Raw genomic sequence first — 23,445 nt, forward strand, 5'->3', positions numbered from 1 at the left:
AGCACGCATGAGACGGCTCCTGGGGATCGGCGCCATCGTCGCACTGCTGCTGGTCGTGATGGCGGCGGCTTCCCTGCAGGGTCCTGCGCGGTTCGACCCGCCGGACTTCGACTCCGGACCTGTCCCGCTGCCCACGATGACCGATGCTCCTGGTCAGACTCCGCTGCCGATGCCCACGCAGACCCCGCTGCCCGAGAACGAGACGGCGGCGACGGTCGTCACGATCATCCTCATGGTGGTCACCGGTGCGGTCGGGGCGCTGCTGCTGTTCCTCGTCATCCGCGCGCTCCTGCGTGCTTGGGCCGCTCGCATTCCGCGACGGGACGTCGATCAGGCGGGCGACGACGAGAGCTTCGCCGTGTCGCCCGAGCCCGATCCCGAGACCGCGGCGCCGACGATCCGTCGCGGCATCGCGGCTGCCCTGCGCATCATCGATGAGCACGCCGCCCCATCGGATGCCATCATCGCGGCGTGGGTGGGCCTGGAGGAGAGCGCCTCCGAAGCGGGCATCATCCGGGGGCGCACCGAGACGCCCGCCGAGTTCGCACTGCGGGTCATCACGCACCGCTCGGACGTGGCGGTCGACGCACAGACGCTGCTGCGCCTCTACGAGCGCGTCCGATTCGCGGGCCGCACGGCGGACGAAGCGGATCGCGCCCAGGCGCGGCAGACGCTCGCCGCGATCCAGGAGGGCTGGCGATGACGCTGCGACGATGGATCACCGCCGGTGTCGTCATGGTGGGCGCCACTGTCGCGCTGATGCTGTTCGGTCTGGAACCCCTCTTCGCCTTGAGCGGCGGTGTGCTCGCCGGTGCGGTCGTCCTGCTGGCGGTGCTGCGCGGAGCGGAGGCCGTCATCGAGGACGGGCCGCGCCACGAGCAGTCGCCCGCGACGCGCGGATCAGAGATCTCGCGCCTCGCCTGGGCCTTCAATCCCCGCACCGGCGTCGCGGGCGAGATCGTCAGCCGGCGCGTGCGCGCCCTGCTGCGCCGTCGGCTCGCACGGCGCGGTCTCGACGTGGATGATCCAGCCCAGGCTGCGCGCATCGATGGGCTGCTCGGCGTCGGCCTCTGGCAGCGGCTGAGCAGTCGCCAGGTGCAGAACGCCGATATCAGGAGCGCTCTGGATGCCGCGGACCGGCTGGTCACGGCATCCGAGGCGCCGCACGAACCGACAACCCAGCCGCCGACCAGGAAGCAGGAGCGCGCATGACGAATACCACCGAGATCGCGGACACCGGGCGTCGCGTCCTCGACGCCGTCCGCACGGTCGTCGTCGGAATGGACGACACTCTCGAGATCGCACTCGCGACGATCCTCGCGGGCGGGCACGTGCTCTTCGAAGACGTGCCGGGGCTCGGCAAGACGCTGGCGGCGCGCAGCCTGGCCTCGGCCCTCGGACTGGACTTCCGGCGGCTGCAGTGCACGCCGGATATGCTCCCAGGTGATGTCACCGGTTCGTACGTCTATGCACCGGATACCGGCGAGTTCGTCTTCCGTCCCGGCCCCATCTTCACCGGTCTGCTCCTGGCCGACGAGATCAACCGGACGACGCCGAAGACGCAATCGGCGATGCTCGAGGCCATGGCCGAACGGCAGGTCACGGTCGAGGGCAACAGCTATCAGCTGGCGCGTCCGTTCCACGTGATCGCGACCGCCAACCCGATCGAGTACGAGGGTACCTACGCGCTGCCGGAAGCGCAGCTCGACCGCTTCATGGTGCGCCTGTCGGTCGGCTACCCGGATCCTGAGGGCGAGACCGAGATCCTGCTCGGCCGGGTCCGGCGTCAGCGTGAGGAGACCAGCGTCGATGCCGTGATCGATGCGGCCCGGCTGCGCGAGGTGCAGGCCGCGGTCGAGGCGATCCACGTCGATCCGGATGTCGCGCGGTACTGCGTCGATCTCGCCCGCGCGACGCGCGCGGCTCAGAACGTCGCGGTCGGAGCGTCGCCGCGCGGTTCGCAGTCGCTGCTGCTGCTCGGACGCGCCCTGGCGGCGCTGGACGGGCGCGACTACGTCCGCCCGGACGACATCAAGCGCATCGCCGTTCCGGTGCTCGCGCACCGGCTCACGCTCACGCCGCAGGCGTGGGCGCAGGGCATCGAGCCGGCGCGCATCGTGATGGGGGTGCTCTCCGAGGTGGCCGTTCCGCCGACGGTGGGCGCCGCGCCGTGAACTGGGAGCGCACGCCTTCCCGGCGCTGGCTGCGGACGCCGGCGCTCCTGATCGGGGTCGGCGCCGCGGTCGCCCTCGCCGGAACCGGTCTCGCGCTGTCGCGCCCGGACGTGATCGCCCTCGCCGCACCGCTGGCCATCTGGTCGCTGCTCGTGGTGGATGCCGAACGCCGCCGACCCGCAGCACGGGAGGACGCACCGGTCAGCGTTCGCGCAGCGGCGGACACGAGGGCCGGCGCCCTGAACGATGTGATCACGCTCGACACGGATGCCGAGCTCGCCGAACTGCTCATCGTGCAGTCCGCACGGCGCAGGCGCCGCGTGTTCGTGCCCGGTCGGGCGACGATCCGAGCGCACAGTCGGAGCCGGCACTCCGGTCCGATCGACGCCGTCCGCGTCAGCGGCCGGAGCCTCGGCGGCGACGGCGCTCTCGCCGGCGGCGACTGGGGGATCGTCGTTCATCGACGCGCAGTGGCCCCGGCATCCCGAGACCTGCCGGCGCTTCCGCTGGCTCCGCGACTGACGGGGCTGCACGGTGCGCACGAGGGGTCCCGCGCAGGTCAGGGCGGCGACTTCCGCGACATCCATCCGTTCGCGCCGGGCGACGAGCTGCGGCGCGTGGACTGGCGCGCAACGGCACGCGCGGCACGCCGGCCGGGCGAGTTGTTCGTCCGCCGGACGAATTCGCTCAGCGATGCGTCTGTCGTGATCGCCGTCGATGCGGCCGATGACCTGGGCGAGGTCGTCGCCACATGGGGGAGCGGCGACCTCGAGCGCAGCGGCACCACATCGCTCGACAACGCGCGTGAGGCTGCACGCGCGCTGGCCACGGCTGCGATCTCGGTGGGGGATCGTGTCGCCTACCACGTGCTCGTGCAGGGCGGGCGGTCGCTGCGCAGCGGGACCGGTGCCAGGCATCTCGCGCGCGTCGTCGCAGAGATCGCAGGCACGGGGCAGGCCGGCGACGACAGCCGCTACCGGCGCACGCCGCCAGTGCCGCACGGCTCGGTGATCGCCGTGCTGTCGACCTTCTTCGACGGCGCCGCAGCCGAGCTCGCCTTGATGTGGCGGGCATCCGGACACCGCGTCCTCGCCGTCGACACTCTGCCGGCGCTGGACCGTGCACGGCTGTCCACCGAGCAGAGCCTCGCTCTGCGCATCGTCCTCGCGGAGCGCGACGACATGTTCCACGATCTCGGTGCCGCCGGGGTCGAGATCGTACGGTGGGATGCCGCAGCGGCGGGTACGATCGGGGCACTCGCTCTGGCCAGGGCCGGGGGTGTGCGATGAGCGACGACGTCCTCGACATCGGCGCGGCGGTCTCCGGGGTGCTCATCCGCATCACCCTCGTCGTCGTGGTCGCCGGCGGCGCTTGGCTGCTGGCGCCGGGCATCGTGTGGCAGATCATCGCCCTGATCCTGGTCGGCGTCGGAGCCGTCCTGCCGCAGACCGGCGGGGCGTGGTTCGCCTTGATCGTCGTGCCGTTTGCCCTCATCACACAACCCGTGGATCCCGGTCGCGCGTGCCTCGCCGTGCTGATCGTGCACCTCGGCCACGTTCTCGCGACGATGAGCCTGACGATGCCTGCCCGCTCGCGGATCGCACTGCGGGCGCTGCGACCGACCGCGGTGCGCTTCGTCGGCGTCCAGGTGATCGCGCAGGCCCTCGCGATCGTCGCCGTGCTGCTGCCGTCCGCTGCGGGGGCGGGCGTTCCCTGGCTCGCGCCCGTCGGAGCGGTGGCCGTCGTCGCCGCGGCGGCGCTGCTGCTGCGGCACGTGCGGCGCTGAACCACCTCGTGGAGCCGAGCCTGAGAGCGCTATCGGCGCCGATGTCCGTGGCCCCTCTTAGACTTGTCCGGTGCCCATCGTCCCCGTCTCCACTCCAGGAAAACTCAGTGTTCGCGGTGCCCGCGTCCACAATCTCAAGAACGTCGACATCGACATCCCGCGCGACTCGCTCGTGGTCTTCACCGGGCTGTCCGGTTCCGGCAAGTCCAGCCTCGCGTTCGACACGATCTTCGCCGAAGGCCAGCGCCGCTACGTCGAGTCGCTGAGCGCCTATGCGCGCCAGTTCCTCGGTCAGGTCGACCGTCCGGATGTGGACTTCATCGAGGGTCTGAGCCCTGCGGTCTCGATCGACCAGAAGTCGACCAACCGCAATCCCCGCTCGACGGTGGGAACCATCACCGAGATCTACGACTACATGCGTCTGCTCTGGGCGCGCATCGGCATCCCGCACTGCCCGGAATGCGGTGAGCGCATCCAGCGCCAGACCGTGCAGCAGATCGCCGACCAGCTCATGGAGCTCCCCGAGCGCACCCGCTACCAGATCGTGGCTCCGGTGGTGTCGCAGAAGAAGGGCGAGTTCGTCGATCTCTTCCGCGAGCTCGGCGCCAAGGGCTACTCCCGCGCCATCGTGGACGGCGACCTGATCCAGCTCGCCGAGCCGCCGACGCTCAAGAAGAGCTACAAGCACGACATCGCCGTGGTCGTCGACCGCCTCGTCGCCTCCGACGACATCCTCGGACGTGTGACGGACTCGGTCGAGACCGCGCTGGGGCTCGCCGGCGGCGTGCTGCAGATCAACTTCGTCGACGAGGAGGGGGATGCCGCGTGGCAGTCGTTCTCCGAGAAGCTGGCATGCCCCAACGGGCACGCGATCACGCTCACCGAGATCGAGCCCCGCACGTTCTCGTTCAACGCGCCGTTCGGAGCCTGCCCGTCGTGTTCCGGCCTCGGCACGCGCATGTCGGTGGACGTCGAGCTCATGCTCGGCGACGAGCAGCTGTCGATCCGCGAGGGCGCGATCATCCCCTGGACGACGCAGGGCAAGGGGCTGTTCCAGTACTACGAGCGGCTGCTCGAAGGGCTCGCGCGCGACCTCAACTTCGACCTCGACACGCCCTGGCGCGACCTGCGCGTCGACGTGCAGGATGCGATCCTGCGCGGCGACAACTACAAGGTCACCGTCAAGTGGAAGAACCGGTACGGTCGCGAGATGCGGTACGCATCCGGCTTCGAAGGCGTCGTGCCGTACATCGAGCGCCAGTACGCGCAGGCCGAGAGCGACACGCAGCGCGCACGGTGGGGCGAGTACCTGCGCGAGGTGCCGTGCCCGGTGTGCGACGGCAATCGGCTCAAGCCCGAGGTGCTCGCGGTGAAGGTGCACGGTCATTCGATCGCCGAGGTCTCGCACCTCAGCCTCGCCGAGGCGCGGTCGTTCATGGAGCAGCTCACGCTCACCGATCGCGAGGCGAAGATCGCGGCCCAGGTGCTGCGCGAGATCCGCCTGCGACTCGACTTCCTGCTGCAGGTGGGCCTGTCGTATCTCAATCTGAGCCGCTCGGCCGGCTCGCTGTCCGGTGGCGAGGCGCAGCGCATCCGCCTGGCCACGCAGATCGGTTCCGGGCTCACCGGAGTGCTGTACGTCCTCGACGAGCCGTCGATCGGCCTGCACCAGCGTGACAACCGGCGCCTCATCGAGACGCTGCTCACGCTGCGCGACCTCGGCAACACGCTGATCGTCGTCGAGCACGACGAAGAGACCATCGAAGCGGCCGACTGGGTCGTCGACATCGGCCCCGGTGCAGGCGTCAACGGCGGTGACGTCGTGCACTCCGGTCCGTACACGGCGCTGCTCGGCGAGAAGGACTCGATGACGGGCGACTACCTCGCGGGCCGCCGCGAGATCCCGACTCCGCACAAGCGGCGCAAGCTCGACAAGCGACGCATGCTCAAGGTCGTCGGTGCGCGCGAGAACAACCTCAAGAACGTCGACGCGGAGTTCCCTCTCGGTGTGCTCACGGCCGTGACCGGTGTGAGCGGCTCCGGCAAGTCGTCGCTGGTCAACGACATCCTCTACCGAGTGCTCGCCTCCAAGCTCAACGGTGCGCGGTCGCTGGCGGGCAAGCACACCCGCGTGACCGGCCTCGACAATCTCGACAAGGTCATCCACGTGGACCAGGCGCCAATCGGCCGCACGCCGCGGTCGAACCCGGCCACCTACACGGGCGTCTTCGACCGCATCCGCACGCTGTTCAGCGAGACACCGGAGGCGAAGGTCCGCGGGTATCAGCCAGGACGATTCAGCTTCAACGTCAAGGGCGGACGCTGCGAGGCGTGCTCGGGCGACGGCACGATCAAGATCGAGATGAACTTCCTCCCCGACGTGTACGTCGACTGCGAGGTGTGCCACGGCAAGCGGTACAACCGCGACACGCTCGCCGTGCATTACAAGGGCAAGAACATCGCCGAGGTGCTCGAGATGCCGATCGAGGAGGCCGCCGAGTTCTTCGAGCCGATCCAGGCGATCCATCGCTACATGAAGACGCTCGTCGATGTCGGCCTCGGGTACGTGCGCCTCGGGCAGTCGGCGACCACGCTGTCCGGCGGTGAGGCCCAGCGCGTCAAGCTCGCTACCGAACTCCAGCGCCGCAGCAACGGGCGCAGCATCTACGTCCTCGACGAGCCGACCACCGGCCTGCACTTCGAAGACGTCCGCAAACTGCTCGAAGTGCTGAACGGCCTGGTCGACAAGGGCAACACGGTGATCGTGATCGAGCACAATCTCGATGTGATCAAGTCGGCGGACTGGGTCATCGATCTCGGTCCGGAGGGCGGCTCGGGCGGCGGCGAGATCCTGGCGACGGGGACGCCGGAGCACATCGCGGCGATCGAGGGCAGCCACACCGGGCAGTTCCTCGCCGAGATCCTCGGTGGAGGGCGCCAGGCGCGGAAGGCCGGCTGATGGCGGACGTCCTGCCGTACAAGCCCAAGCAGGGCGAGATCCCGACCGATCCCGGGGTGTACCGCTTCCGCGACGCGCAGGGTCGGGTGCTGTACGTCGGCAAGGCGAAGAATCTTCGCCAGCGCCTGTCGAACTACTTCGCGCCGCTGCGGACACTACATGAGCGCACGCGCCGCATGGTGACGACTGCGGCATCCGTCGAGTGGACGGTCGTCCCGACCGATGTGGACTCCCTTCAGCTGGAGTACATGTGGATCAAGGAGTTCGATCCGCCGTTCAATGTCCGCTACAAGGACGACAAGTCCTATCCGTTCATGGCGATCACGCTGGCCGACGAAGCGCCGCGCGTCATCGTGACCCGCAACCGCAGGATCCCCGGCGCGCGCTACTTCGGACCGTTCCCGAAGGTGTGGGCTGTGCACGAGACCATCGACCTGATGGTCAAGGCGTTCCCCATCCGCACGTGCAGCGACGCCAGTTACAAACGGGCGATGCAGACCGGGCGACCGTGCTTCCCCGGCCAGATCGGCAAGTGCGGCGGTCCGTGCTCGATGACCTGCACGATCGAGGAGCACCGTGCGATGGTCGACGACTTCGTCGCCTTCATGGCGGGCGGCGACGAGCGGTTCACGCGGGAGCTGACCAGGCGCATGCGCGAGGCATCGGCGGCGATGGACTACGAATCGGCGGCGAAGTACCGGGACAAGCTCTCCGCGATCGAGGCGGTCCTCGGCAAGAGCGCGCTCGTGCTCCCGGCTGATGAGGACGCCGATCTCTTCGGCATCGCCGAGGATGAGCTCTCCGCCGCCGTGCAGCAGTTCGTGATCCGCGGCGGCCGCGTCCGCGGTGTGCGGGCATCGACGATCGAGAAGGAGATCGACGTCTCCTCAGGCGAGCTCGTCGATCAGGTGCTGCAGCGCGTGTACGGCGAAGCGGCCGACGGTGAGATCCCACGGCGCATCCTGGTTCCGACGCTGCCCGACGACACGGCCGAGCTCGAGGAATGGCTGCGCGGGCGGCGTGGACGCAGGCTCGAGATCGCCGTCGCGCAGCGCGGGCAGCGCGCCGAGCTCATGCGCACGGCGACGCTCAACGCGCAGCAGGCGCTGATCCGTCACAAGACCAAGCGCACGAGCGACTATGTCGCTCGCACCCAGGCGCTCACTGATCTGCAGAATGCGCTGGGCCTCGAGGAGGCGCCGCTGCGCATCGAATGCTACGACATCTCGCATCTGCAGGGCACGAACGTCGTCGCCTCGATGGTCGTCTTCGAAGACGGTCTGCCCCGCAAGGACCAGTACCGCTCGTTCAACATCGCCGAGACGACCGACGACACCGATTCGATGTACCAGGTGCTGCGCCGCCGGCTCGCCCATCTCGACGCACCCGAAGAGGACGAGGAGGCACCGGCGGACCCGCTCGCGGACGGCGAGGTCACCACCACCCGTCGTCGCCCGCGCTTCGCCTATCCGCCTCAGCTGCTGCTCGTCGACGGCGGTCAGCCGCAGGTCGCGGCGGCGGCACGTGCACTGAAGGATGCCGGACACACCGAGATCGCACTGTGCGGGATCGCCAAGCGGCTGGAGGAGATCTGGCTGCCCGGTGACGATTTCCCCGTGATCCTGCCGCGCACGAGCGAGGCGCTGTACCTGCTGCAGCGCCTGCGCGACGAGGCGCACCGCTTCGCCATCACGCATCAGCGCAAGCGGCGCAAGCGCGACATCTCGAGCACACTCGCCGAGGTCCCCGGTCTCGGCGCGGCGCGCATCAAGGTGCTGCTCAAGCACTTCGGATCGGTGGCACGGTTGCGTGCGGCGACGACCGCAGAGATCGAAGAGGTCCAGGGGATCGGGCCCGCCCTCGCGCAGGGCATCCATGCGCACCTCTCCAGTCGATAGGGTTGATCCACGGGAAGGAGAACCGATGACAGGCGAGGACCAGAGTCAGTTCCTGATCGTGACCGGCATGTCCGGCGCGGGACGCACCACGGTCGGCAACGCGCTCGAGGATCTCGGCTGGTACGTCGTCGACAACCTCCCCCCGCAGATGCTGCGCCCGCTGCTCGATCTGACCGACCTCGGCGGGGGAGCCCTGCCCAAGGTCGCCGCCGTCGTCGACGTGCGAGGGCGCAACCTCCTCGACGATCTGCCGGACGTGGCCAGGACGCTGCGCTCGCGCGGTTCGGTGCAGGTGCTGTTCCTCGACGCATCGGACGATGTGCTGGTGCGCCGCTTCGAGGCCGTCCGCCGACCGCACCCCCTGCAGGAGGACGGGACGCTGCTCGACGGCATCCGTCTGGAGCGCTCCCGGCTCATGCTGGTGCGCGAGGCCGCCGACATCGTCATCGACACCTCCAGCCTCAACATCCACCAGCTCGCCACGAAGACCAACGAGCTGTTCTCGGAGGAGGGAGCGGCGCGGCACCGGCTCACGCTGCTGAGCTTCGGGTTCAAGTACGGGCTGCCGACCGACGTCGACCTCGTCGCGGACATGCGCTTCCTGCCGAACCCGTTCTGGAACGACGAGCTGCGCGGTCTCACCGGTCAGGACGAGGCGGTGCGCGACTACGTGCTCTCGCGCGAGGGCGCCCAGGAGTTCCTCGATGCGTACGCGAAGGCGCTCGTACCGGTCCTGGAGGGCTACCAGCGCGAGAACAAGAGCCATTCCACGGTCGCGATCGGCTGCACCGGGGGCAAGCACCGTTCGGTGGCGATGTCCGAGGAGCTCGCCAGACGCCTCGCGCAGGTGCCGGGCGTGGCCGTGAACGTGCGCCACCGCGACCTCGGTCGCGAATAGAGAGCGACGGAGCCGAGTAGGCTAGTCCTTCGCGCCGCGATCCGGCGCGAAGAGCGAGAAGGAGTGTCGTGGCACTAACCACCGACGTCAAGGCTGAGCTGGTCAGCATCCGGAACGCGCCGCCTACGGTGCGCGTCGCGGAAGTCACTGCGATCCTCCGGTTCGCCGGTGGTCTGCATTCGATCGCGGGCCGTGTGGCCGTCGAAGCAGAGGTGGATGCCGAGCTGCTCGCGCGTCGTGTCGCCAGGGACCTCGCCGAGATCTACGGCGTGCGCCCCGAGATCGCCCAGGTGCAGTCCTCGAGTTCGAGTGACGGAGCGCGCTGGGCCGTTCGCGTCATCGGCGCGGGGGAGACCCTGGCGCGTCAGACCGGACTCCTCGACCAGCGTCGTCGCCCCGTCCGCGGGCTGCCCAACCGCCTGACCACCGGGTCGCGCGAAGAGATCGCCGGCTTGTGGCGCGGAGCGTTCCTCGCCGCCGGTTCGCTTTCGGAGCCCGGCCGCTCCGCCATGCTCGAGGTCGCCTGCCCGTCGTCAGAGGCCGCCATGGCGCTCGTCGGCGCTGCGCATCGTCTCGGCGTCGCGGCCAAGGCGCGTGAGGTCCGCGGGATGCCGCGGGTCGTCGTCCGCGAGGGCGAGGCGATCCGATCCGTCCTCACGCAGATGGGTGCCGCGGGCACTGCGGCCGCGTGGGAGGAGATGCGCCAGCGCCGCGAGGTGCGCGCCGGCGTCAACCGTCTCGTCAACTTCGACGACGCCAACCTCCGCCGATCCGCGCAGGCCGCCGTCGCCGCCTGTGCACGGGTCGAGCGTGCTCTGGAGATCCTCGGGGAGGACGTCCCCGACCACCTCAAAGTCGCTGGAGAACTGCGCCTGTCGCACCGCGACGCCAGCCTGGACGAGCTCGGCCATCACGCCGACCCGCCACTGACCAAGGACGCCGTCGCCGGACGCATCCGCAGGCTCCTGGCGATGGCCGACAAGCGTGCGCAGGTGGAGGGCATCCCCGGGACCGAGGCCGCGGTTCCGGCCGGTCTCGACGTTTAGGGAAATCTTCGCCGCTCGGGGAAGGTTCCCCTGCCGGGACGCGTTGCCGTCACTAGGATGGAAACCGTCTGCTCCGTGCTGCATCTCGGCATCGCGGAGGACCGGAAAGCGCCGCGGCGCGGCGCGGATTGGATGAAATCGACATGGCGACCTACACGCTTCCCGACCTTCCGTACGACTTTGCGGCCCTCGAGCCGCACATCAGCGGCAAGATCATGGAACTGCACCATGACAAGCACCACGCGGCATATGTCGCCGGCGCGAACGCAGCGCTCGAGGGGCTGGCCGAGGCTCGCGAGACCGGCAACTTCGCCAACGTGAACCGTCTCGAGAAGGACCTGGCCTTCCACCTCGGCGGCCACGTCAACCACTCGATCTTCTGGACCAACCTGTCCCCGAACGGCGGCGGACAGCCGGAGGGCGAGCTGAAGGCGGCCATCGAGGAGTTCTTCGGATCGTTCGAGAAGTTCCAGGCTCATTTCGCTGCCGCCGCCATGGGCATCCAGGGCTCCGGCTGGGCCGTCCTCAGCTGGGACCCGATCGCGGAGCGACTGATCATCCAGCAGCTCTTCGACCAGCAGGGCAACACCGCCCAGGGCACCATCCCGCTGTTCCAGCTGGACATGTGGGAGCACGCGTTCTACCTCGACTACCTCAACGTCAAGGCGGACTACGTCAAGGCTGCGTGGAACATCGCCAACTGGGAGAACGTGGCTCAGCGCCTCGACGTCGCCCGCAAGCAGACGAACGGCCTGCTGGTACTGTCGTAATCAAGACGGGCGTCCCGACGGACGTTGAGCCCGTCGGGACGCCGCCGTCCACGCATTCTCTATCAACACAGCGCGCGAGCGCACGAGAAACAGGGAGACCTGAGTGTCTGTCAAGATCGGCATCAACGGCTTCGGCCGTATCGGACGAAACTACTTCCGCGCGGCTCTCGCGCAGGGCGCAGACATCGAGATCGTCGCTGTCAACGACCTCACCGACAACAAGACGCTGGCGCATCTGCTGAAGTACGACTCCGTGGGCGGTGTCCTCGACGCCGAGATCAGCCACGACGAGGAGAGCATCACGGTCAACGGCAAGGCCATCAAGGCCTTCGCCGAGCGCGACCCCGCCAACCTCCCCTGGGGCGAGCTGGGCGTCGACATCGTCATCGAGTCGACCGGCTTCTTCACCAAGGCGGAACTCGCCAAGAAGCACATCGAGGCAGGCGCCAAGAAGGTCCTCATCTCGGCTCCGGGCACCGGCGTCGACGCCACGTTCGTCATGGGCGTGAACGAGGACAGCTACGACCCGGCCGCGCACAACATCATCTCCAACGCGTCCTGCACCACCAACTGCCTCGCGCCGCTGGCTCAGGTCTTCAACGAGGCGTTCGGGATCGAGCGCGGCTTCATGATGACCGCGCACGCCTACACGGCCGACCAGAACCTGCAGGACGGCCCGCACGGCGACCTGCGTCGCGCGCGTGCTGCGGCGATCAACATCACCCCGGCGTCGACCGGTGCCGCCAAGGCCATCGGCGAGGTCCTGCCGGAGCTCAACGGCAAGCTCTCCGGCTCGTCGTACCGCGTTCCGGTTCCCACCGGCTCGATCGTCGACCTCACGCTCATCACGACGCGTGAGGACCTCACGGTCGACGAGGTCAACGCCGCGTACCAGAAGGCTGCGGCCGACGGCCGCCTCAAGGGCTTCCTGCAGTACAACGCCGACCAGATCGTCTCGAGCGACATCGTGCACAACGCGCACTCGTCGATCTTCGACTCCACGCTGACCAACGTCAGCGGCAACCTGGTCAAGGTATCGAGCTGGTACGACAACGAGTGGGGCTACTCCAACCGTCTCGTCGACCTGACCGAGTACGTCGCAGAGCGTCTCTGAGATCTGAACTGAACATGTCTCTGCGCACCCTGGATTCCCTGGGGTCGCTCGAGGGCAAGCGCGTCATCGTCCGTTGTGACCTCAACGTCCCCCTTCGGGACGGCGTCATAACGGACGATGGCCGTGTTCGCGCCTCGTTGCCGACTCTCAACGCGCTGCTCAACGCCGGCGCCCGCGTGATCGTCTGCTCGCACCTGGGCCGCCCTGAGGGCGCTCCGGACGCGAAGTACAGCCTGGCGCCGGTCGCTCAGCGCCTCTCCGAACTGCTCGGCAAGCCGGTCGCGTTCGCCCGCGACACGGTCGGCGAGTCGGCTTCAGAGGCGGTCGCCGCCCTCGAGGACGGCGGCATCGCCGTGATCGAGAACCTGCGGTTCAACCCGGGGGAGACCTCGAAGGACGACTCCGAGCGTCAGGCGTTCGCCCAGCAGCTCGCCGGTCTCGGCGACGTGCTGGTGTCCGACGGCTTCGGCGTCGTGCACCGCAAACAGGCCAGCGTGTACGAACTGGCCCAGATCCTGCCCTCGGCGGCAGGGCTGCTGATCGCCACCGAGCTCGGTGTTCTCGACCGCCTCACCGAGACTCCGGAGCGGCCGTACACGGTCGTCCTCGGCGGCTCCAAGGTCAGCGACAAGCTCGGCGTGATCTCTCACCTGCTTCCGCGGGTCGATCGCCTGCTCATCGGCGGCGGCATGCTCTTCACCTTCCTCAAGGCGCAGGGCTACGCGGTCGGATCGAGCCTCCTGGAAGAGGACCAGCTCGACACGGTCCGCGGCTACATCGCCGAGGCCGCAGAGCGCGGCGTGGAGATCGTCCTGCCCACGGATGTCGTGGTCGCGGCGTCGTTCGCCGCGGATGCTGCGCACGAGACGGTTGCCGTCGACGCGATCGAGAGCACGCCCGCCGGTGCGTCCGGCCTCGGTCTCGACATCGGTCCGGACACGGCCGTCGTTTTCGCGGAGGCGATCCGCGGGTCGAAGACGGTGTTCTGGAACGGCCCGATGGGCGTGTTCGAGTTCCCGGCGTTCGCGAACGGCACGAAGGCCGTCGCGCAGGCGCTCACCGAGGTCGACGGCCTCGGCGTCGTCGGCGGTGGTGACTCCGCTGCCGCGGTGCGTCAGCTCGGTTTCGCGGACGACCAGTTCGGTCATATCTCCACCGGTGGTGGAGCCAGCCTCGAGTTCCTCGAGGGCAAGAAGCTCCCCGGCTTGGAGGTACTCGGATGGGCGTAAGCGCGCGCACCCCGCTGATCGCGGGCAACTGGAAGATGAACCTGGACCACCTGCAGGCGGTCGCGACGGTGCAGAAGCTGCACTGGACCCTGAAGGATGCCGGGCACGAAGGCGATTCGGTCGAGGTGGCCGTGTTCCCGCCGTTCACCGACATCCGCAGCGTGCAGACCCTGATCGACGCGGACAAGATCCCGTTCGCGCTCGGTGCACAGGATGTCTCGGCTCACGACTCCGGTGCCTACACGGGTGAGGTGTCGGGCGCCTTCCTGGCGAAGCTGGACGCGAAGTACGTCATCATCGGCCACTCGGAGCGACGTGAATACCACGCCGAATCCGACGAGGTCGTCGCGGGGAAGGTCAAGGCCGCGCTCAAGCACGGTCTCGTCCCGGTGATCTGCATCGGCGAGACGGCCGAGGACCTGGAGAAGTTCGGGGCGAGCGCGGTTCCGGCCGGTCAGCTCAAGGCAGCGCTCGATGGTGTGCCGGCATCCGCCGACATCGTCGTGGCGTACGAGCCGGTCTGGGCCATCGGCTCCGGCCAGGCCGCGACTCCGCAGCAGGCTCAGGACGTCTGCGCCGCGCTGCGCGGTGTGCTGGCCGAGGTGCTCGATGCGGATGCCGCGGCGCGCACGCGGATCCTGTACGGCGGTTCGGTGAAGTCCTCGAACATCGCGAGCTTCATGCGGGAGCCCGATGTCGACGGTGCTCTCGTCGGAGGGGCGAGCCTCGTCGTCGACGAGTTCGCGGCGATCATCCGCTTCCAGAAGCACGTCGGCGTGTGAGTGTGCGGCGGGGTTCCGGCCCCGCCGCACCGTATACTTGACCGTTACGCGGGCATTTCGGCCCGAGCGAAAGGCATTTCACGTGCAAGTTCTCGAGTTCGTCCTGCAGGTCGTGCTGGGTATCACCAGCGTCCTGCTGACTCTCCTCATCCTTCTTCACAAGGGTCGTGGCGGCGGCCTGTCCGACATGTTCGGGGGCGGGATGTCGACGGCTGTCGGCTCCTCCGGTCTCGCCGAGCGCAACCTCAACCGGTTCACGGTTGTTCTGGCTCTGACCTGGTTCGTCGCGATCGTCGCACTGGGTCTCATCACGAAGTTCGAGGCACTCTGATGGCTACCGGCGGCAATGCGATCCGCGGAACCCGCGTCGGTTCCGGCCCGATGGGCGAGCAGGACCACGGCTACCACGCCGACCGCATCGCGGTGTCGTACTGGGACGGGCTCGGCAACGAGACTGTGAGGTACTTCGCGGCCGGGCTCCCCGAAGAGGAGATCCCGGACACCATCGATCACCCGCACTCCGGTCTCCCCGCCGGACGCGACAAGGAGAACCCGCCTGCGCTGTCGAAGACGGAGCCCTACAAGACGCATCTCGCGTACGTGAAGGAGCGCCGCACGGACGACGAGGCCGAGCAGCTTCTGGAGGATGCGCTCACGCAGCTGCGCGAGCGCCGCGGGCAGTAGAGGCCCGAGTCCGACTCAGGACGAGAAGCCGTCGCGACTTCGGGCGCGGCGGCTTCGTCGTTTCACGGGACAAGCGCGCAGGTCGAGCCGAGACCGAGCAGCACGACGTTCAGGTTGTACCGAACCGGCGCCGACACCCAGGAGCTCCCGGCGTAACCGTTGTAGATGCGGATCTCGTAGGAGCCGCCGAGAAGGTCCGCCAAGTTGAGCAGCCCGAGCAGCTTCGCCTGCGTGAACGTCGCGCGGTACTGATAGGCGCCACCAGTGCTCCCGGTCTGCGTGATGACGCTGCCAGTTGCGCCCTGGACGTCCGTCCCCGTTGTGGCGCCCCGGGTGATCTGGACTCTCTGCGCGCCGGGTTGATTCGAGGTCCAGGTCAACGTGAAATCTTGTAGCCCTACCACCAACACGCTGCGTGGGGTGCAGGTCGTAGCGGTCGGTGCAGCGAGTGTCGCCGCCGTCACGGCCGCGCTGCTGCCTATCTCCGCGTCGGTCCAGGCGGCTTCGGTGGGGTCTGGATGCAACGCCCCCGAGGCCAGCAGGGCGCCGACACCCAAAGCCGCGACGGCGAGACGGATGCTTCGGCGCGGCCGGGTCATGAGGCCCTCCGGCGATGAGCGCGGGCGATCGTGGCGACTCCGAGACCGATGAGCACCGCACCAGGGGCAGCGTAGACCGCCCACGAGGTGCCGCCGGTGGCCGCCAGGGCGTCCTCGCCGTTCACCGTCTCCTCGGCCGTCTGCCCCGCAGCGTTCGCACGGATGGTGAGCGATGCCGAAGCGGAGTCTGAATGTGCCTCGGGTGCCGTGAGCACGATGCGCAGGTGGACGTCGATCGGAGTCGGTCCGTGATGCACCTGCTCCCAGGTGCCGTCCAACTTGACACGAGATGCCGGACGCAACAGCTTCTCGCCGCTCGCGCAGCCGTTCGTCGTCCATGCCGAGGCGCACGAGCGGACTTCAGCGACGATCTGGAGTCCATCCGGCGCTTCTGCGCCGGACAACGCGATCGTCAGGACTCCGTCGCCGGGCAGACTCGACCCGTCCACGTCGAGGTGCCAGTTGAGCGGATCGACGGCATCCAGCGTCTGCGTACCGGCTAGATCGGACGACAGGCGGAGGGAGCCGGCTGCGTGCGCCGGGCCCGGCGCAACGAGGGGCGCGGCGGTTGCAGCGAAGAGCGCGATCACACCGAGGATTCCGGCGGCGCGGCGCTCACGACGGGTCGATGGTGCACCATCGGCCTTCGTGTCCGCGGCAGTATCCTCGGCGATCGCCACCACATCCTGCTGCCGTCGATCCCTGGGCCAGAACGCCCACGTGACGAGCGCGGCCGTGCCTACCGTGAGCCCACCAAGGACGATCGGATTGCCGAACCACACGATGACATTCGCGAGGTGGGGCAGAGACGCGCGCACGATCCTCACCTCCGACACGGTGTACGGCGCGGGATCCTCGCTCTCATTCGCGTCGCCCTTCAGCGTGATGACCCGGTCATCGCGGGAGCCATTCTCCAGCACGGCGGTGACGCGGTGGGTGACGGGAAGCGCATTCGGCCGGTCGACGGTCACGACGTCCCCGACGACGAGATCGGACGCGGGGACGCGTTGCACCAGTGCGACGGAGCCGGCCGGGATGGTCGGCGACATCGACCCGGTCTTGAACATGATCAGCGTGTATCCGCCGCTGAAAGCGAGCACGGCGAGGACGATGCACACGACGCCGCCGAGAGCGGCGAGTGTGAGGGCTGCCTCTCGCAGGACCCTGCCCAGTCGTGCTGCGACGGAACTCATCCGCGTCACCCCGTGGTTCCGGTGAACGTCCAGGTGGGGACAGCGGAGCCGCCCTGGGCGCCGGTCGGCGTCGTCGTCGGAAGCGTCAGCACGATGCAGTAACCGACCGTCGCCCCGGGCGCGATGGGCAGGGGCGTCAGATTCGGGATGCTCGCGAGGCCCGTGACCAGCGTTCCGCCTGTGGTGCTCGTGGTGCACGAAGCGATGTCTCCTGGTGCCGCGATCGGGACGTATCGCACCTGCATGTTGTCTCGCAGTGTGGTGCTCGCCGTTCCGGACGCCGTGACATCCACCGTCGTGAGGGTGATGGAGCCCGGGATCGAGCCTGTGTTCTGGACCTGGATCCAGGCGGAGCGGACCTGACCGGGATACAGTCCGGTCGCGTTGAAGCTCATGACCGCCGTACCCTCGGCGCCTCCGCCGTGCGAGACGAACGGATCGCTCGTCGAAGTCCGTGACGCCAGGGAGAAGGTGCCGGCGGTCACGGTCGTCGAGGCGAGTTCCTGATCGGTCCACGCGGCAAGGGTCGCCGAACCGCCGACGCCGAGGACCAGCGCGCCGGCGAGCACCGCGCGCACTCGCAGAGAGCGCAGGCGGCGTTGCCGGGCGGTGCGGGCTCGGCGACGGCTCGCGCGGATCGGATCTACTGAGAGACGGCGTTCCACTGCCACACCGCGGTGCCGGTTTCACCCTGCTCGATGCTGGATGCAGCCGTCACCTGGAGGCAGAGGTTGATGATCTCACCATCAGCGATCGTGGTCGGCACGGCGGTACCGGAGCCGAAGGCGTCGGCGTCGCAACCGAAGTCAGTGGTCTCGACTGCAGCGAAGGTCAGGTCGCCGTTCAGGGAACCGGTGACCACGGGGGCGACCGACGTGAGGTCCGCTGCGACCGATGCGTCGAGCTGCAGCGCATAGGGGGCGTAGACGACAGCGTCCGGGCTCAGATTGTCGAACGGTGCGGTGAACGTGAGCTGTGCGGCCCCTTCTTCCGATTCGTGATCTGCGAAGGTGGTCCCGTCAGTCGACCCCTGGAAGACGAACGTGCCCGCGGCGAAGTCGACGCTGGCGAATTCCGAGTCGTTCCAGGCGGCAAGCGTCACCGCGGTCCCGACGCCGAGGACGAGTCCGCCCGCCAGGATCGCGTAGACCTTGGTGCGACGCGAATGCGCTGGTCGCATGGTGGTGTCGTGCATGAGTGCCCCTCTCCATCGGGCGCTTGGGGTGCGCCCGTCCTCTTTCGCGCAAGCGTAATGCGCTCCACGCGGTTTGGATACCGGAATATCGGGCGAGGTCAGCGGCAGGCGGACGCCGCGTCGATCATCGGCTGCCCTGGCGAGCCGTACACGTCCGTGCCGTTGCCGCGGTCGGTGAAGCCCATGCTGATCGCCCAGGCCGTCGCCCACGCCTCGATGGTGTCCTGGTCCGATGAGTCGTACATCGACTCGCACTTGACGCTGATGGCATGCCCGACCTCGTGGGCGACCAGTGCCTTCGTCCACTCGGCTGGCCAGGATTCCGCGATGTAGTCGGACAGGGCGATGGTCGCATAGCCGGGGTCGCCGTACCACCAGCTCGTCCATCCGCCGTAGGACGGCTCGTCGTATCCCGGCACGGTCGGGGCCCAGTCGAAATCGATCAGTACGCCCGGGGCGAGCGAGCGCGCGAAGGCCTCGATCTCGATGCGGGGCCCGTACAGGTCGCCGTCCTTCTCGGCCAGTTCCGCCTGCTCGCTCGTCAGCACACCGGATGCCGTCGCCTCCAGCGCCGTGTAGCGCTGCACAGTCGCCGCATCCAGCTCGGAGACCGAACTCGCCGACTCGGCCGCCGTCCGCAGCGCGATGATCTCGGGATTGCGAGCATTCACATGCGCGGCTTCGAAATCGGATGCCGACGCCGCTGCCGCCCGCACGGCGTCGAGCGCGCTCTCCGCGATCTCCGACGCGGCATCGGCGACGTCGTCGCTGAGCGACACGAACTCGTCCTTCCGATCCTCGAGCTCTCGCGTGTCGTCCGCGAGTCGTGCGCTCTCCGCGAACAGCTCCCAGGTCCAGGTCGGCTTCGGGCCCGCTTCAGGGAAGGATGCCGCGGTGGCGGCATCCGCTTCCGATGCGGTCGGCTCGACGGCGGCGATCGCGGCATCCAGGTCCGCGCGGGCTTCCAGCGGCATCAGCACAGCCGAGTCGGCGGCGGCGATATCGCTCGCTGCTGCGGCATCGGCGTCGAGCTGCTGCGCATCCGCCGCGAGATCGGCCTGCCGGTTCTCGGCGATGATCTCGGCATCCTGGAACGAAGCGCGCGAAGCGTCGTAGCCCAGGTTCGCGGCGAGGTGGATTCCCCCACCGGCGGCCAGAACGAGTGCGCAGGCGACGATGATCCAGAGGCCGCGTCGTCGACGGGAGAAGGGAGCGGGCGGCACCGGGCCGGAGAATACCGTGGGCAGTTCGTGATCGCCATCGAGGTGCTGCCAGGTCACGGCGCCTCCTCTTGACGACTCCAGGAGTGGAGGGGCTGACGAGAATCGAACTCGCGTCATCTGTTTGGAAGACAGAGGCTTTACCATTAAGCTACAGCCCCGGATCCGGCCCGCTCAGCGGGTCGGGAACCGACTGGTCAAGCATAGCGGACAGTTCAGGGCGCTCACGTCCGTTAGACTTCCTAGGGCTGAATCTGCGTGCGGATTCCCCGGGGCGTAGCTCAGCTTGGTAGAGCGCCCGCTTTGGGAGCGGGAGGTCGCAGGTTCAAATCCTGTCGCCCCGACTCTGTCCCACACGCTTCACGCCGCGCTTCCGCGCGGGAACCACAAGGAGAACGAACCAGCATGGCGAACAGCACCGTCGAGAAGCTGACCCCGACCCGGGTCAAGCTCAGCATCACGGTCACCCCCGAGGACCTCAAGCCCAGCATCAAGCACGCCTACGAGCACATCGCTCAGGACGTCCAGATCCCCGGCTTCCGCAAGGGCAAGGTCCCCGCGCCGATCATCGACCAGCGCATCGGCCGCGGCGCCGTCATCGAGCACGCCGTGAACGAGGGCCTGGACGGCTTCTTCCGCGCCGCCGCCACCGAGCACAAGCTCCGCATCGTCGGCCGTCCCGCGGCCGAGATCATCGAGTGGCCGAACGAGAAGGACTTCGGGGGTGACCTGCTCGTCGACATCGAGGTCGACGTCCGTCCCGAGATCGAGGTTCCCTCGTTCGACGGGATCACGCTGACCGTCGACGCCATCGAGACCGATGAGGCAGCCGTCGACGAGGAGCTCGACCGCCTTCGTGCCCGTTTCGGCACGCTGATCCCCGTCGACCGCCCCGCCGCGAAGGGTGACTTCGTCGAGCTCGACCTGGTCGCCACGATCGATGACGCCGAGATCGACCGTGCCGAGGGCGTCTCCTACGAGGTCGGCTCGGGCGAGCTGCTCGAGGGCATCGACGACGCGATCGAGTCGCTCACCGCCGGTGAGGACACGACGTTCCGCTCCAAGCTCGTCGGTGGCGACCACGCCGGCAGCGAGGCCGAGGTCTCGGTGACCGTCAAGGCCGTCAAGGAGCGCGAGCTTCCCGAGGCGGATGACGACTTCGCGCAGATCGCCAGTGAGTTCGACACGATCGCCGAGCTCCGCGACAGCGTCGCCGAGCGCGTCAACCAGCAGGGCCTGTTCACGCAGGGCTCCGCGGCACGCGACAAGCTCGTCGAGGCGCTGCTCGAGAAGATCGAGATCCCCGTCCCGCCGCAGCTCATCGAGGACGAGGTGCACAACCACCTCGAGTCCGAGAACCGCCTCGAGGACGACGAGCACCGCGCCGAGGTCACCGAGGCCAGCGAGAAGCAGTTCCGCACCCAGGTGCTCCTCGACACGATCGCGGAGCAGGCCGACGTGCAGGTCTCGCAGGACGAGCTCACCCAGTACCTGATCCAGTCGGCCGCACAGTACGGCATGGCTCCGCAGGAGTTCGTCGAGGCTCTGCAGTCCTCGAACCAGATCCCCGCGCTCGTCGGCGAGGTCGCCCGTAACAAGGCTCTCGCCATCGCGCTCGGCAAGGTCTCTGTCGTCGACACGAACGGCAAGGCTGTCGACCTGAGCGACTTCATCGCGGTCGACGACGAGGACGTGACCGAGGCCGAGGCCGAGGCCGAGGCTCCCGCCGAGGAGAAGCCCGCGAAGAAGGCTCCCGCGAAGAAGCCGGCCGCGAAGAAGGCTCCGGCCAAGAAGGCCGACGAGGCCGAGGCGGAGGCTGAGAAGCCGGCTGCCAAGAAGCCCGCCGCGAAGAAGGCTCCGGCCAAGAAGCCGGCCGCCAAGAAGGACGAGGCCGCCAAGGCCGAGTGATCGCGACGCGATACTGACGAGAAGGCGGATGCTTCGGCATCCGCCTTCTTGCGCGAAAGGGAGACGATGGACGCCTGGGAAGAGCGCATCGAGGCGGTCTGGACCGCGACGAGCGGCGAGCTGGTCGGCGATGAGGTCATCGCGCGCATCGACGCTCTCGCCGCCGAGCGGGGCCCGGACGACGCGCGAGCGGAGTTCGAGCGCGCTGGAGCGCGGGACTCGGCCGGCCGCGAGGCGGAGGCCGTGGAGCTGTACCGGCGTGCCCTGGCGCTGGGCTTGGATGACGAGCATCGCCCGCAGGCGGTGATCCAGCTCGCGAGTTCGCTGCGGAACATCGGCGAGTTCGATCAGGCGCTGGCGCTGCTCGACGAGGAGGGGCGCGCGCATCCCGACTCCCCGTACCGGGAGGCGGTCGCCGTCGTGAAGGCGCTGGTGCTGGCCAGTTCCGGGGCACCGGCGCGCGGACTGTCGGTCGCTCTGCTGGCGTTGATCCCGCATCTGCCGAGATATCACCGATCCATGACCGCCTATGCGCACGAGATCGCCGAACGCGACACCTGATATGCCGACGGCGAACACGACCTGAGCGTCGTGTCGTCGCCGGTAGATTCGAATCATCGAACACGGAAACAGGAGCTGAAATGGCTGCAGAACCCCTTGTCGCGACGAGCGTCTTCGACAGGCTGCTGAAGGACCGCATCATCTGGCTCGGCTCAGAGGTGCGCGACGAGAACGCCAACGAGATCTGCGCGAAGATCCTTCTTCTCGCCGCGGAGGACTCTGAGAAGGACATCTACCTCTACATCAACTCACCCGGTGGCTCGATCACGGCAGGCATGGCGATCTACGACACCATGCAGTTCGTGCCGAACGACATCGTCACGGTGGGAATCGGCATGGCTGCGTCGATGGGTCAGCTCCTGCTGACCGCCGGCACCAAGGGCAAGCGGTACATCACGCCCAACGCCCGCGTGCTGCTGCACCAGCCGCACGGCGGCTTCGGCGGCACCGCCAGCGACATCCAGACGCAGGCGCAGCTCATCCTGTCGATGAAGAAGCGTCTTGCCGAGATCACTGCTTCGCAGACCGGCAAGTCCGTCGAGCAGATCAACGAAGACGGTGACCGCGACCGCTGGTTCACGGCGGACGAGGCACTCGAGTACGGCTTCGTGGACCACATCCGCGAGTCCGCCAGCGACGTCATCGGCGGCGGCGGCACCGAGCCGGGCAACAAGTAAGCGGAAAGCGAAAGGATTCCCATGCACACTCCCACTTTCCGCGCTGCAGGCAACCTGCCCTCCAGCCGCTACGTCCTCCCGCAGTTCGAGGAGCGCACCGCCTACGGCTTCAAGCGCCAGGACCCGTACAACAAGCTCTTCGAAGATCGCGTGATCTTCCTCGGCGTGCAGGTCGACGACGCGTCCGCCGACGACGTCATGGCGCAGCTGCTCGTGCTCGAGAGCCAGGACGCCGAGCGCGACATCACGATGTACATCAACTCGCCCGGTGGCTCGTTCACCGCGATGACGGCGATCTACGACACGATGCAGTACGTCGCACCGCAGATCCAGACCGTCGTGCTCGGCCAGGCCGCCTCGGCCGCTTCCGTCCTGCTCGCCGCCGGTGCGCCGGGCAAGCGTCTCGCGCTGCCCAACGCCCGTGTGCTCATGCACCAGCCGGCGATGGGCGAGGCGGGGCAGGGCCAGGCATCCGACATCGAGATCCAGGCGGCAGAGATCCTCCGCATGCGCACCTGGCTCGAGGAGACCATGGCGCACCATACCGGCCAGCCCGTCGAGAAGGTGAACCGCGACATCGATCGCGACAACATCCTCTCGGCCGCGCAGGCCAAGGACTACGGCATCGTCGACCAGGTGCTCACGACGCGCAAGCGCGCCTGAGCGACCGTTCTCGAAGGGGCGATCCGGTACACGCCGGGTCGCCCCTTTCGTGTGTCCGGGCTTCCGCCGGTGGCCTCGGCATCCGCTCG

General features: G+C 68.3%; 24 protein-coding genes and 2 tRNA genes. 20 read left to right on the top strand and 6 right to left on the bottom strand.

What is annotated here, in order from left to right:
- The first annotated feature begins 7 nt into the window (after positions 1–7).
- The 15 genes from M2317_RS17035 (at position 8) to M2317_RS17105 (ending at position 15,340) form a co-directional block, all read left to right on the top strand.
- On the top strand, positions 8–703 hold the full coding sequence (locus tag M2317_RS17035) for a DUF4129 domain-containing protein (RefSeq protein WP_429462237.1): 696 nt from the start codon (positions 8–10) through the stop codon (positions 701–703).
- Positions 700–1,212: a hypothetical protein gene (locus tag M2317_RS17040; RefSeq protein ID WP_429462240.1), complete on the top strand. Its 513-nt coding sequence runs from the start codon at positions 700–702 to the stop codon at positions 1,210–1,212. Before M2317_RS17035 ends, M2317_RS17040 begins: the two co-directional genes overlap by 4 nt.
- Positions 1,209–2,174: an AAA family ATPase gene (locus M2317_RS17045; protein ID WP_429462242.1), complete on the top strand. Its 966-nt coding sequence runs from the start codon at positions 1,209–1,211 to the stop codon at positions 2,172–2,174. The genes M2317_RS17040 and M2317_RS17045 overlap by 4 nt, the downstream gene beginning before the upstream one ends.
- Positions 2,171–3,463, top strand: coding sequence for a DUF58 domain-containing protein (locus tag M2317_RS17050; protein WP_429462244.1), 1,293 nt, complete (start codon positions 2,171–2,173; stop codon positions 3,461–3,463). The genes M2317_RS17045 and M2317_RS17050 overlap by 4 nt, the downstream gene beginning before the upstream one ends.
- The gene (locus M2317_RS17055) at positions 3,460–3,960 is read left to right on the top strand and encodes a hypothetical protein (RefSeq protein WP_429462246.1); all 501 of its coding nucleotides are present in this window, start codon (positions 3,460–3,462) and stop codon (positions 3,958–3,960) included. Before M2317_RS17050 ends, M2317_RS17055 begins: the two co-directional genes overlap by 4 nt.
- Before the next feature lie 70 nt (positions 3,961–4,030).
- Positions 4,031–6,919, top strand: coding sequence for an excinuclease ABC subunit UvrA (uvrA, locus tag M2317_RS17060; RefSeq protein WP_429462248.1), 2,889 nt, complete (start codon positions 4,031–4,033; stop codon positions 6,917–6,919).
- Positions 6,919–8,817, top strand: a complete 1,899-nt coding sequence (uvrC, locus tag M2317_RS17065; RefSeq protein WP_429462250.1) for an excinuclease ABC subunit UvrC — start codon at positions 6,919–6,921, stop codon at positions 8,815–8,817. Before uvrA ends, uvrC begins: the two co-directional genes overlap by 1 nt.
- A 25-nt stretch (positions 8,818–8,842) precedes the next feature.
- Positions 8,843–9,715, top strand: a complete 873-nt coding sequence (rapZ, locus tag M2317_RS17070; protein WP_429462252.1) for an RNase adapter RapZ — start codon at positions 8,843–8,845, stop codon at positions 9,713–9,715.
- A gap of 68 nt (positions 9,716–9,783) precedes the next feature.
- Positions 9,784–10,761, top strand: coding sequence for a DNA-binding protein WhiA (gene whiA, locus M2317_RS17075; RefSeq protein ID WP_264155052.1), 978 nt, complete (start codon positions 9,784–9,786; stop codon positions 10,759–10,761).
- Positions 10,762–10,904: 143 nt separating this feature from the next.
- The gene (locus tag M2317_RS17080; RefSeq protein ID WP_429462255.1) at positions 10,905–11,531 is read left to right on the top strand and encodes a superoxide dismutase; all 627 of its coding nucleotides are present in this window, start codon (positions 10,905–10,907) and stop codon (positions 11,529–11,531) included.
- Positions 11,532–11,634: 103 nt separating this feature from the next.
- Positions 11,635–12,645: a type I glyceraldehyde-3-phosphate dehydrogenase gene (gene gap / locus M2317_RS17085; protein WP_429462257.1), complete on the top strand. Its 1,011-nt coding sequence runs from the start codon at positions 11,635–11,637 to the stop codon at positions 12,643–12,645.
- Between the two features lie 14 nt (positions 12,646–12,659).
- A complete protein-coding gene (locus tag M2317_RS17090) occupies positions 12,660–13,874 on the top strand; it encodes a phosphoglycerate kinase (protein WP_429462260.1) in 1,215 nt (404 codons plus the stop codon).
- Positions 13,865–14,656 (top strand): triose-phosphate isomerase, encoded by a 792-nt coding sequence (tpiA, locus tag M2317_RS17095; RefSeq protein WP_429462262.1) that lies wholly within the window; start codon positions 13,865–13,867, stop codon positions 14,654–14,656. Before M2317_RS17090 ends, tpiA begins: the two co-directional genes overlap by 10 nt.
- A gap of 82 nt (positions 14,657–14,738) precedes the next feature.
- Positions 14,739–14,987, top strand: coding sequence for a preprotein translocase subunit SecG (gene secG / locus M2317_RS17100; protein ID WP_429462264.1), 249 nt, complete (start codon positions 14,739–14,741; stop codon positions 14,985–14,987).
- Positions 14,987–15,340: an RNA polymerase-binding protein RbpA gene (locus M2317_RS17105; protein ID WP_429462267.1), complete on the top strand. Its 354-nt coding sequence runs from the start codon at positions 14,987–14,989 to the stop codon at positions 15,338–15,340. The genes secG and M2317_RS17105 overlap by 1 nt, the downstream gene beginning before the upstream one ends.
- 62 nt (positions 15,341–15,402) lie before the next feature.
- On the opposite strand, the gene M2317_RS17110 is transcribed toward M2317_RS17105, so the two are convergent.
- From M2317_RS17110 to M2317_RS17135, 6 genes are all read right to left on the bottom strand, one after another.
- Positions 15,403–15,939, bottom strand: a complete 537-nt coding sequence (locus M2317_RS17110) for a hypothetical protein (protein ID WP_429462269.1) — start codon at positions 15,937–15,939, stop codon at positions 15,403–15,405.
- A complete protein-coding gene (locus M2317_RS17115) occupies positions 15,936–17,132 on the bottom strand; it encodes a signal peptidase I (protein ID WP_429462270.1) in 1,197 nt (398 codons plus the stop codon). Before M2317_RS17115 ends, M2317_RS17110 begins: the two co-directional genes overlap by 4 nt.
- Positions 17,133–17,137: 5 nt before the next feature.
- On the bottom strand, positions 17,138–17,797 hold the full coding sequence (locus M2317_RS17120; protein WP_429462272.1) for a SipW-dependent-type signal peptide-containing protein: 660 nt from the start codon (positions 17,795–17,797) through the stop codon (positions 17,138–17,140).
- On the bottom strand, positions 17,776–18,327 hold the full coding sequence (locus M2317_RS17125) for a SipW-dependent-type signal peptide-containing protein (RefSeq protein ID WP_429462273.1): 552 nt from the start codon (positions 18,325–18,327) through the stop codon (positions 17,776–17,778). Before M2317_RS17125 ends, M2317_RS17120 begins: the two co-directional genes overlap by 22 nt.
- Before the next feature lie 98 nt (positions 18,328–18,425).
- Positions 18,426–19,607, bottom strand: coding sequence for a hypothetical protein (locus M2317_RS17130; RefSeq protein ID WP_429462275.1), 1,182 nt, complete (start codon positions 19,605–19,607; stop codon positions 18,426–18,428).
- A gap of 27 nt (positions 19,608–19,634) precedes the next feature.
- Positions 19,635–19,708 (bottom strand) — tRNA-Gly (locus M2317_RS17135).
- A 109-nt stretch (positions 19,709–19,817) separates the two neighbouring features.
- Between M2317_RS17135 and M2317_RS17140 the strand changes: the two genes are divergently transcribed.
- The 5 genes from M2317_RS17140 (at position 19,818) to M2317_RS17160 (ending at position 23,356) form a co-directional block, all read left to right on the top strand.
- Positions 19,818–19,891 (top strand) — tRNA-Pro (locus tag M2317_RS17140).
- 61 nt (positions 19,892–19,952) lie between these two features.
- Positions 19,953–21,455 (top strand): trigger factor, encoded by a 1,503-nt coding sequence (gene tig, locus M2317_RS17145; protein WP_429462277.1) that lies wholly within the window; start codon positions 19,953–19,955, stop codon positions 21,453–21,455.
- Between the two features lie 66 nt (positions 21,456–21,521).
- Complete coding sequence (locus tag M2317_RS17150) at positions 21,522–22,016, top strand: tetratricopeptide repeat protein (protein WP_429462279.1); 495 nt, start codon at positions 21,522–21,524, stop codon at positions 22,014–22,016.
- Between the two features lie 80 nt (positions 22,017–22,096).
- Positions 22,097–22,693 (top strand): ATP-dependent Clp protease proteolytic subunit, encoded by a 597-nt coding sequence (locus M2317_RS17155; RefSeq protein WP_429462281.1) that lies wholly within the window; start codon positions 22,097–22,099, stop codon positions 22,691–22,693.
- Positions 22,694–22,714: 21 nt separating this feature from the next.
- Positions 22,715–23,356 (top strand): ATP-dependent Clp protease proteolytic subunit, encoded by a 642-nt coding sequence (locus M2317_RS17160; RefSeq protein WP_376180456.1) that lies wholly within the window; start codon positions 22,715–22,717, stop codon positions 23,354–23,356.
- Positions 23,357–23,445: the final 89 nt, after the last annotated feature.

It is taken from the genome of Microbacterium sp. ZKA21, from assembly GCF_050434165.1.
Lineage (GTDB): Bacteria > Actinomycetota > Actinomycetes > Actinomycetales > Microbacteriaceae > Microbacterium.

Bases quoted from the DNA above. Each gene is read 5' to 3' on its own strand.
- rapZ (WP_429462252.1), top strand. From the start codon at position 8,843: ATGACAGGCGAGGACCAGAGTCAGTTCCTGATCGTGACCGGCATGTCC.
- uvrC (WP_429462250.1), top strand. From the start codon at position 6,919: ATGGCGGACGTCCTGCCGTACAAGCCCAAGCAGGGCGAGATCCCGACC.
- M2317_RS17155 (WP_429462281.1), top strand. From the start codon at position 22,097: ATGGCTGCAGAACCCCTTGTCGCGACGAGCGTCTTCGACAGGCTGCTG.
- tpiA (WP_429462262.1), top strand. From the start codon at position 13,865: ATGGGCGTAAGCGCGCGCACCCCGCTGATCGCGGGCAACTGGAAGATG.
- M2317_RS17125 (WP_429462273.1), bottom strand. From the start codon at position 18,327: ATGCACGACACCACCATGCGACCAGCGCATTCGCGTCGCACCAAGGTC.
- M2317_RS17035 (WP_429462237.1), top strand. From the start codon at position 8: ATGAGACGGCTCCTGGGGATCGGCGCCATCGTCGCACTGCTGCTGGTC.
- M2317_RS17040 (WP_429462240.1), top strand. From the start codon at position 700: ATGACGCTGCGACGATGGATCACCGCCGGTGTCGTCATGGTGGGCGCC.
- M2317_RS17105 (WP_429462267.1), top strand. From the start codon at position 14,987: ATGGCTACCGGCGGCAATGCGATCCGCGGAACCCGCGTCGGTTCCGGC.
- M2317_RS17110 (WP_429462269.1), bottom strand. From the start codon at position 15,939: ATGACCCGGCCGCGCCGAAGCATCCGTCTCGCCGTCGCGGCTTTGGGT.
- M2317_RS17080 (WP_429462255.1), top strand. From the start codon at position 10,905: ATGGCGACCTACACGCTTCCCGACCTTCCGTACGACTTTGCGGCCCTC.
- M2317_RS17160 (WP_376180456.1), top strand. From the start codon at position 22,715: ATGCACACTCCCACTTTCCGCGCTGCAGGCAACCTGCCCTCCAGCCGC.
- M2317_RS17150 (WP_429462279.1), top strand. From the start codon at position 21,522: ATGGACGCCTGGGAAGAGCGCATCGAGGCGGTCTGGACCGCGACGAGC.
- M2317_RS17045 (WP_429462242.1), top strand. From the start codon at position 1,209: ATGACGAATACCACCGAGATCGCGGACACCGGGCGTCGCGTCCTCGAC.
- M2317_RS17055 (WP_429462246.1), top strand. From the start codon at position 3,460: ATGAGCGACGACGTCCTCGACATCGGCGCGGCGGTCTCCGGGGTGCTC.
- M2317_RS17090 (WP_429462260.1), top strand. From the start codon at position 12,660: ATGTCTCTGCGCACCCTGGATTCCCTGGGGTCGCTCGAGGGCAAGCGC.
- tig (WP_429462277.1), top strand. From the start codon at position 19,953: ATGGCGAACAGCACCGTCGAGAAGCTGACCCCGACCCGGGTCAAGCTC.
- M2317_RS17115 (WP_429462270.1), bottom strand. From the start codon at position 17,132: ATGAGTTCCGTCGCAGCACGACTGGGCAGGGTCCTGCGAGAGGCAGCC.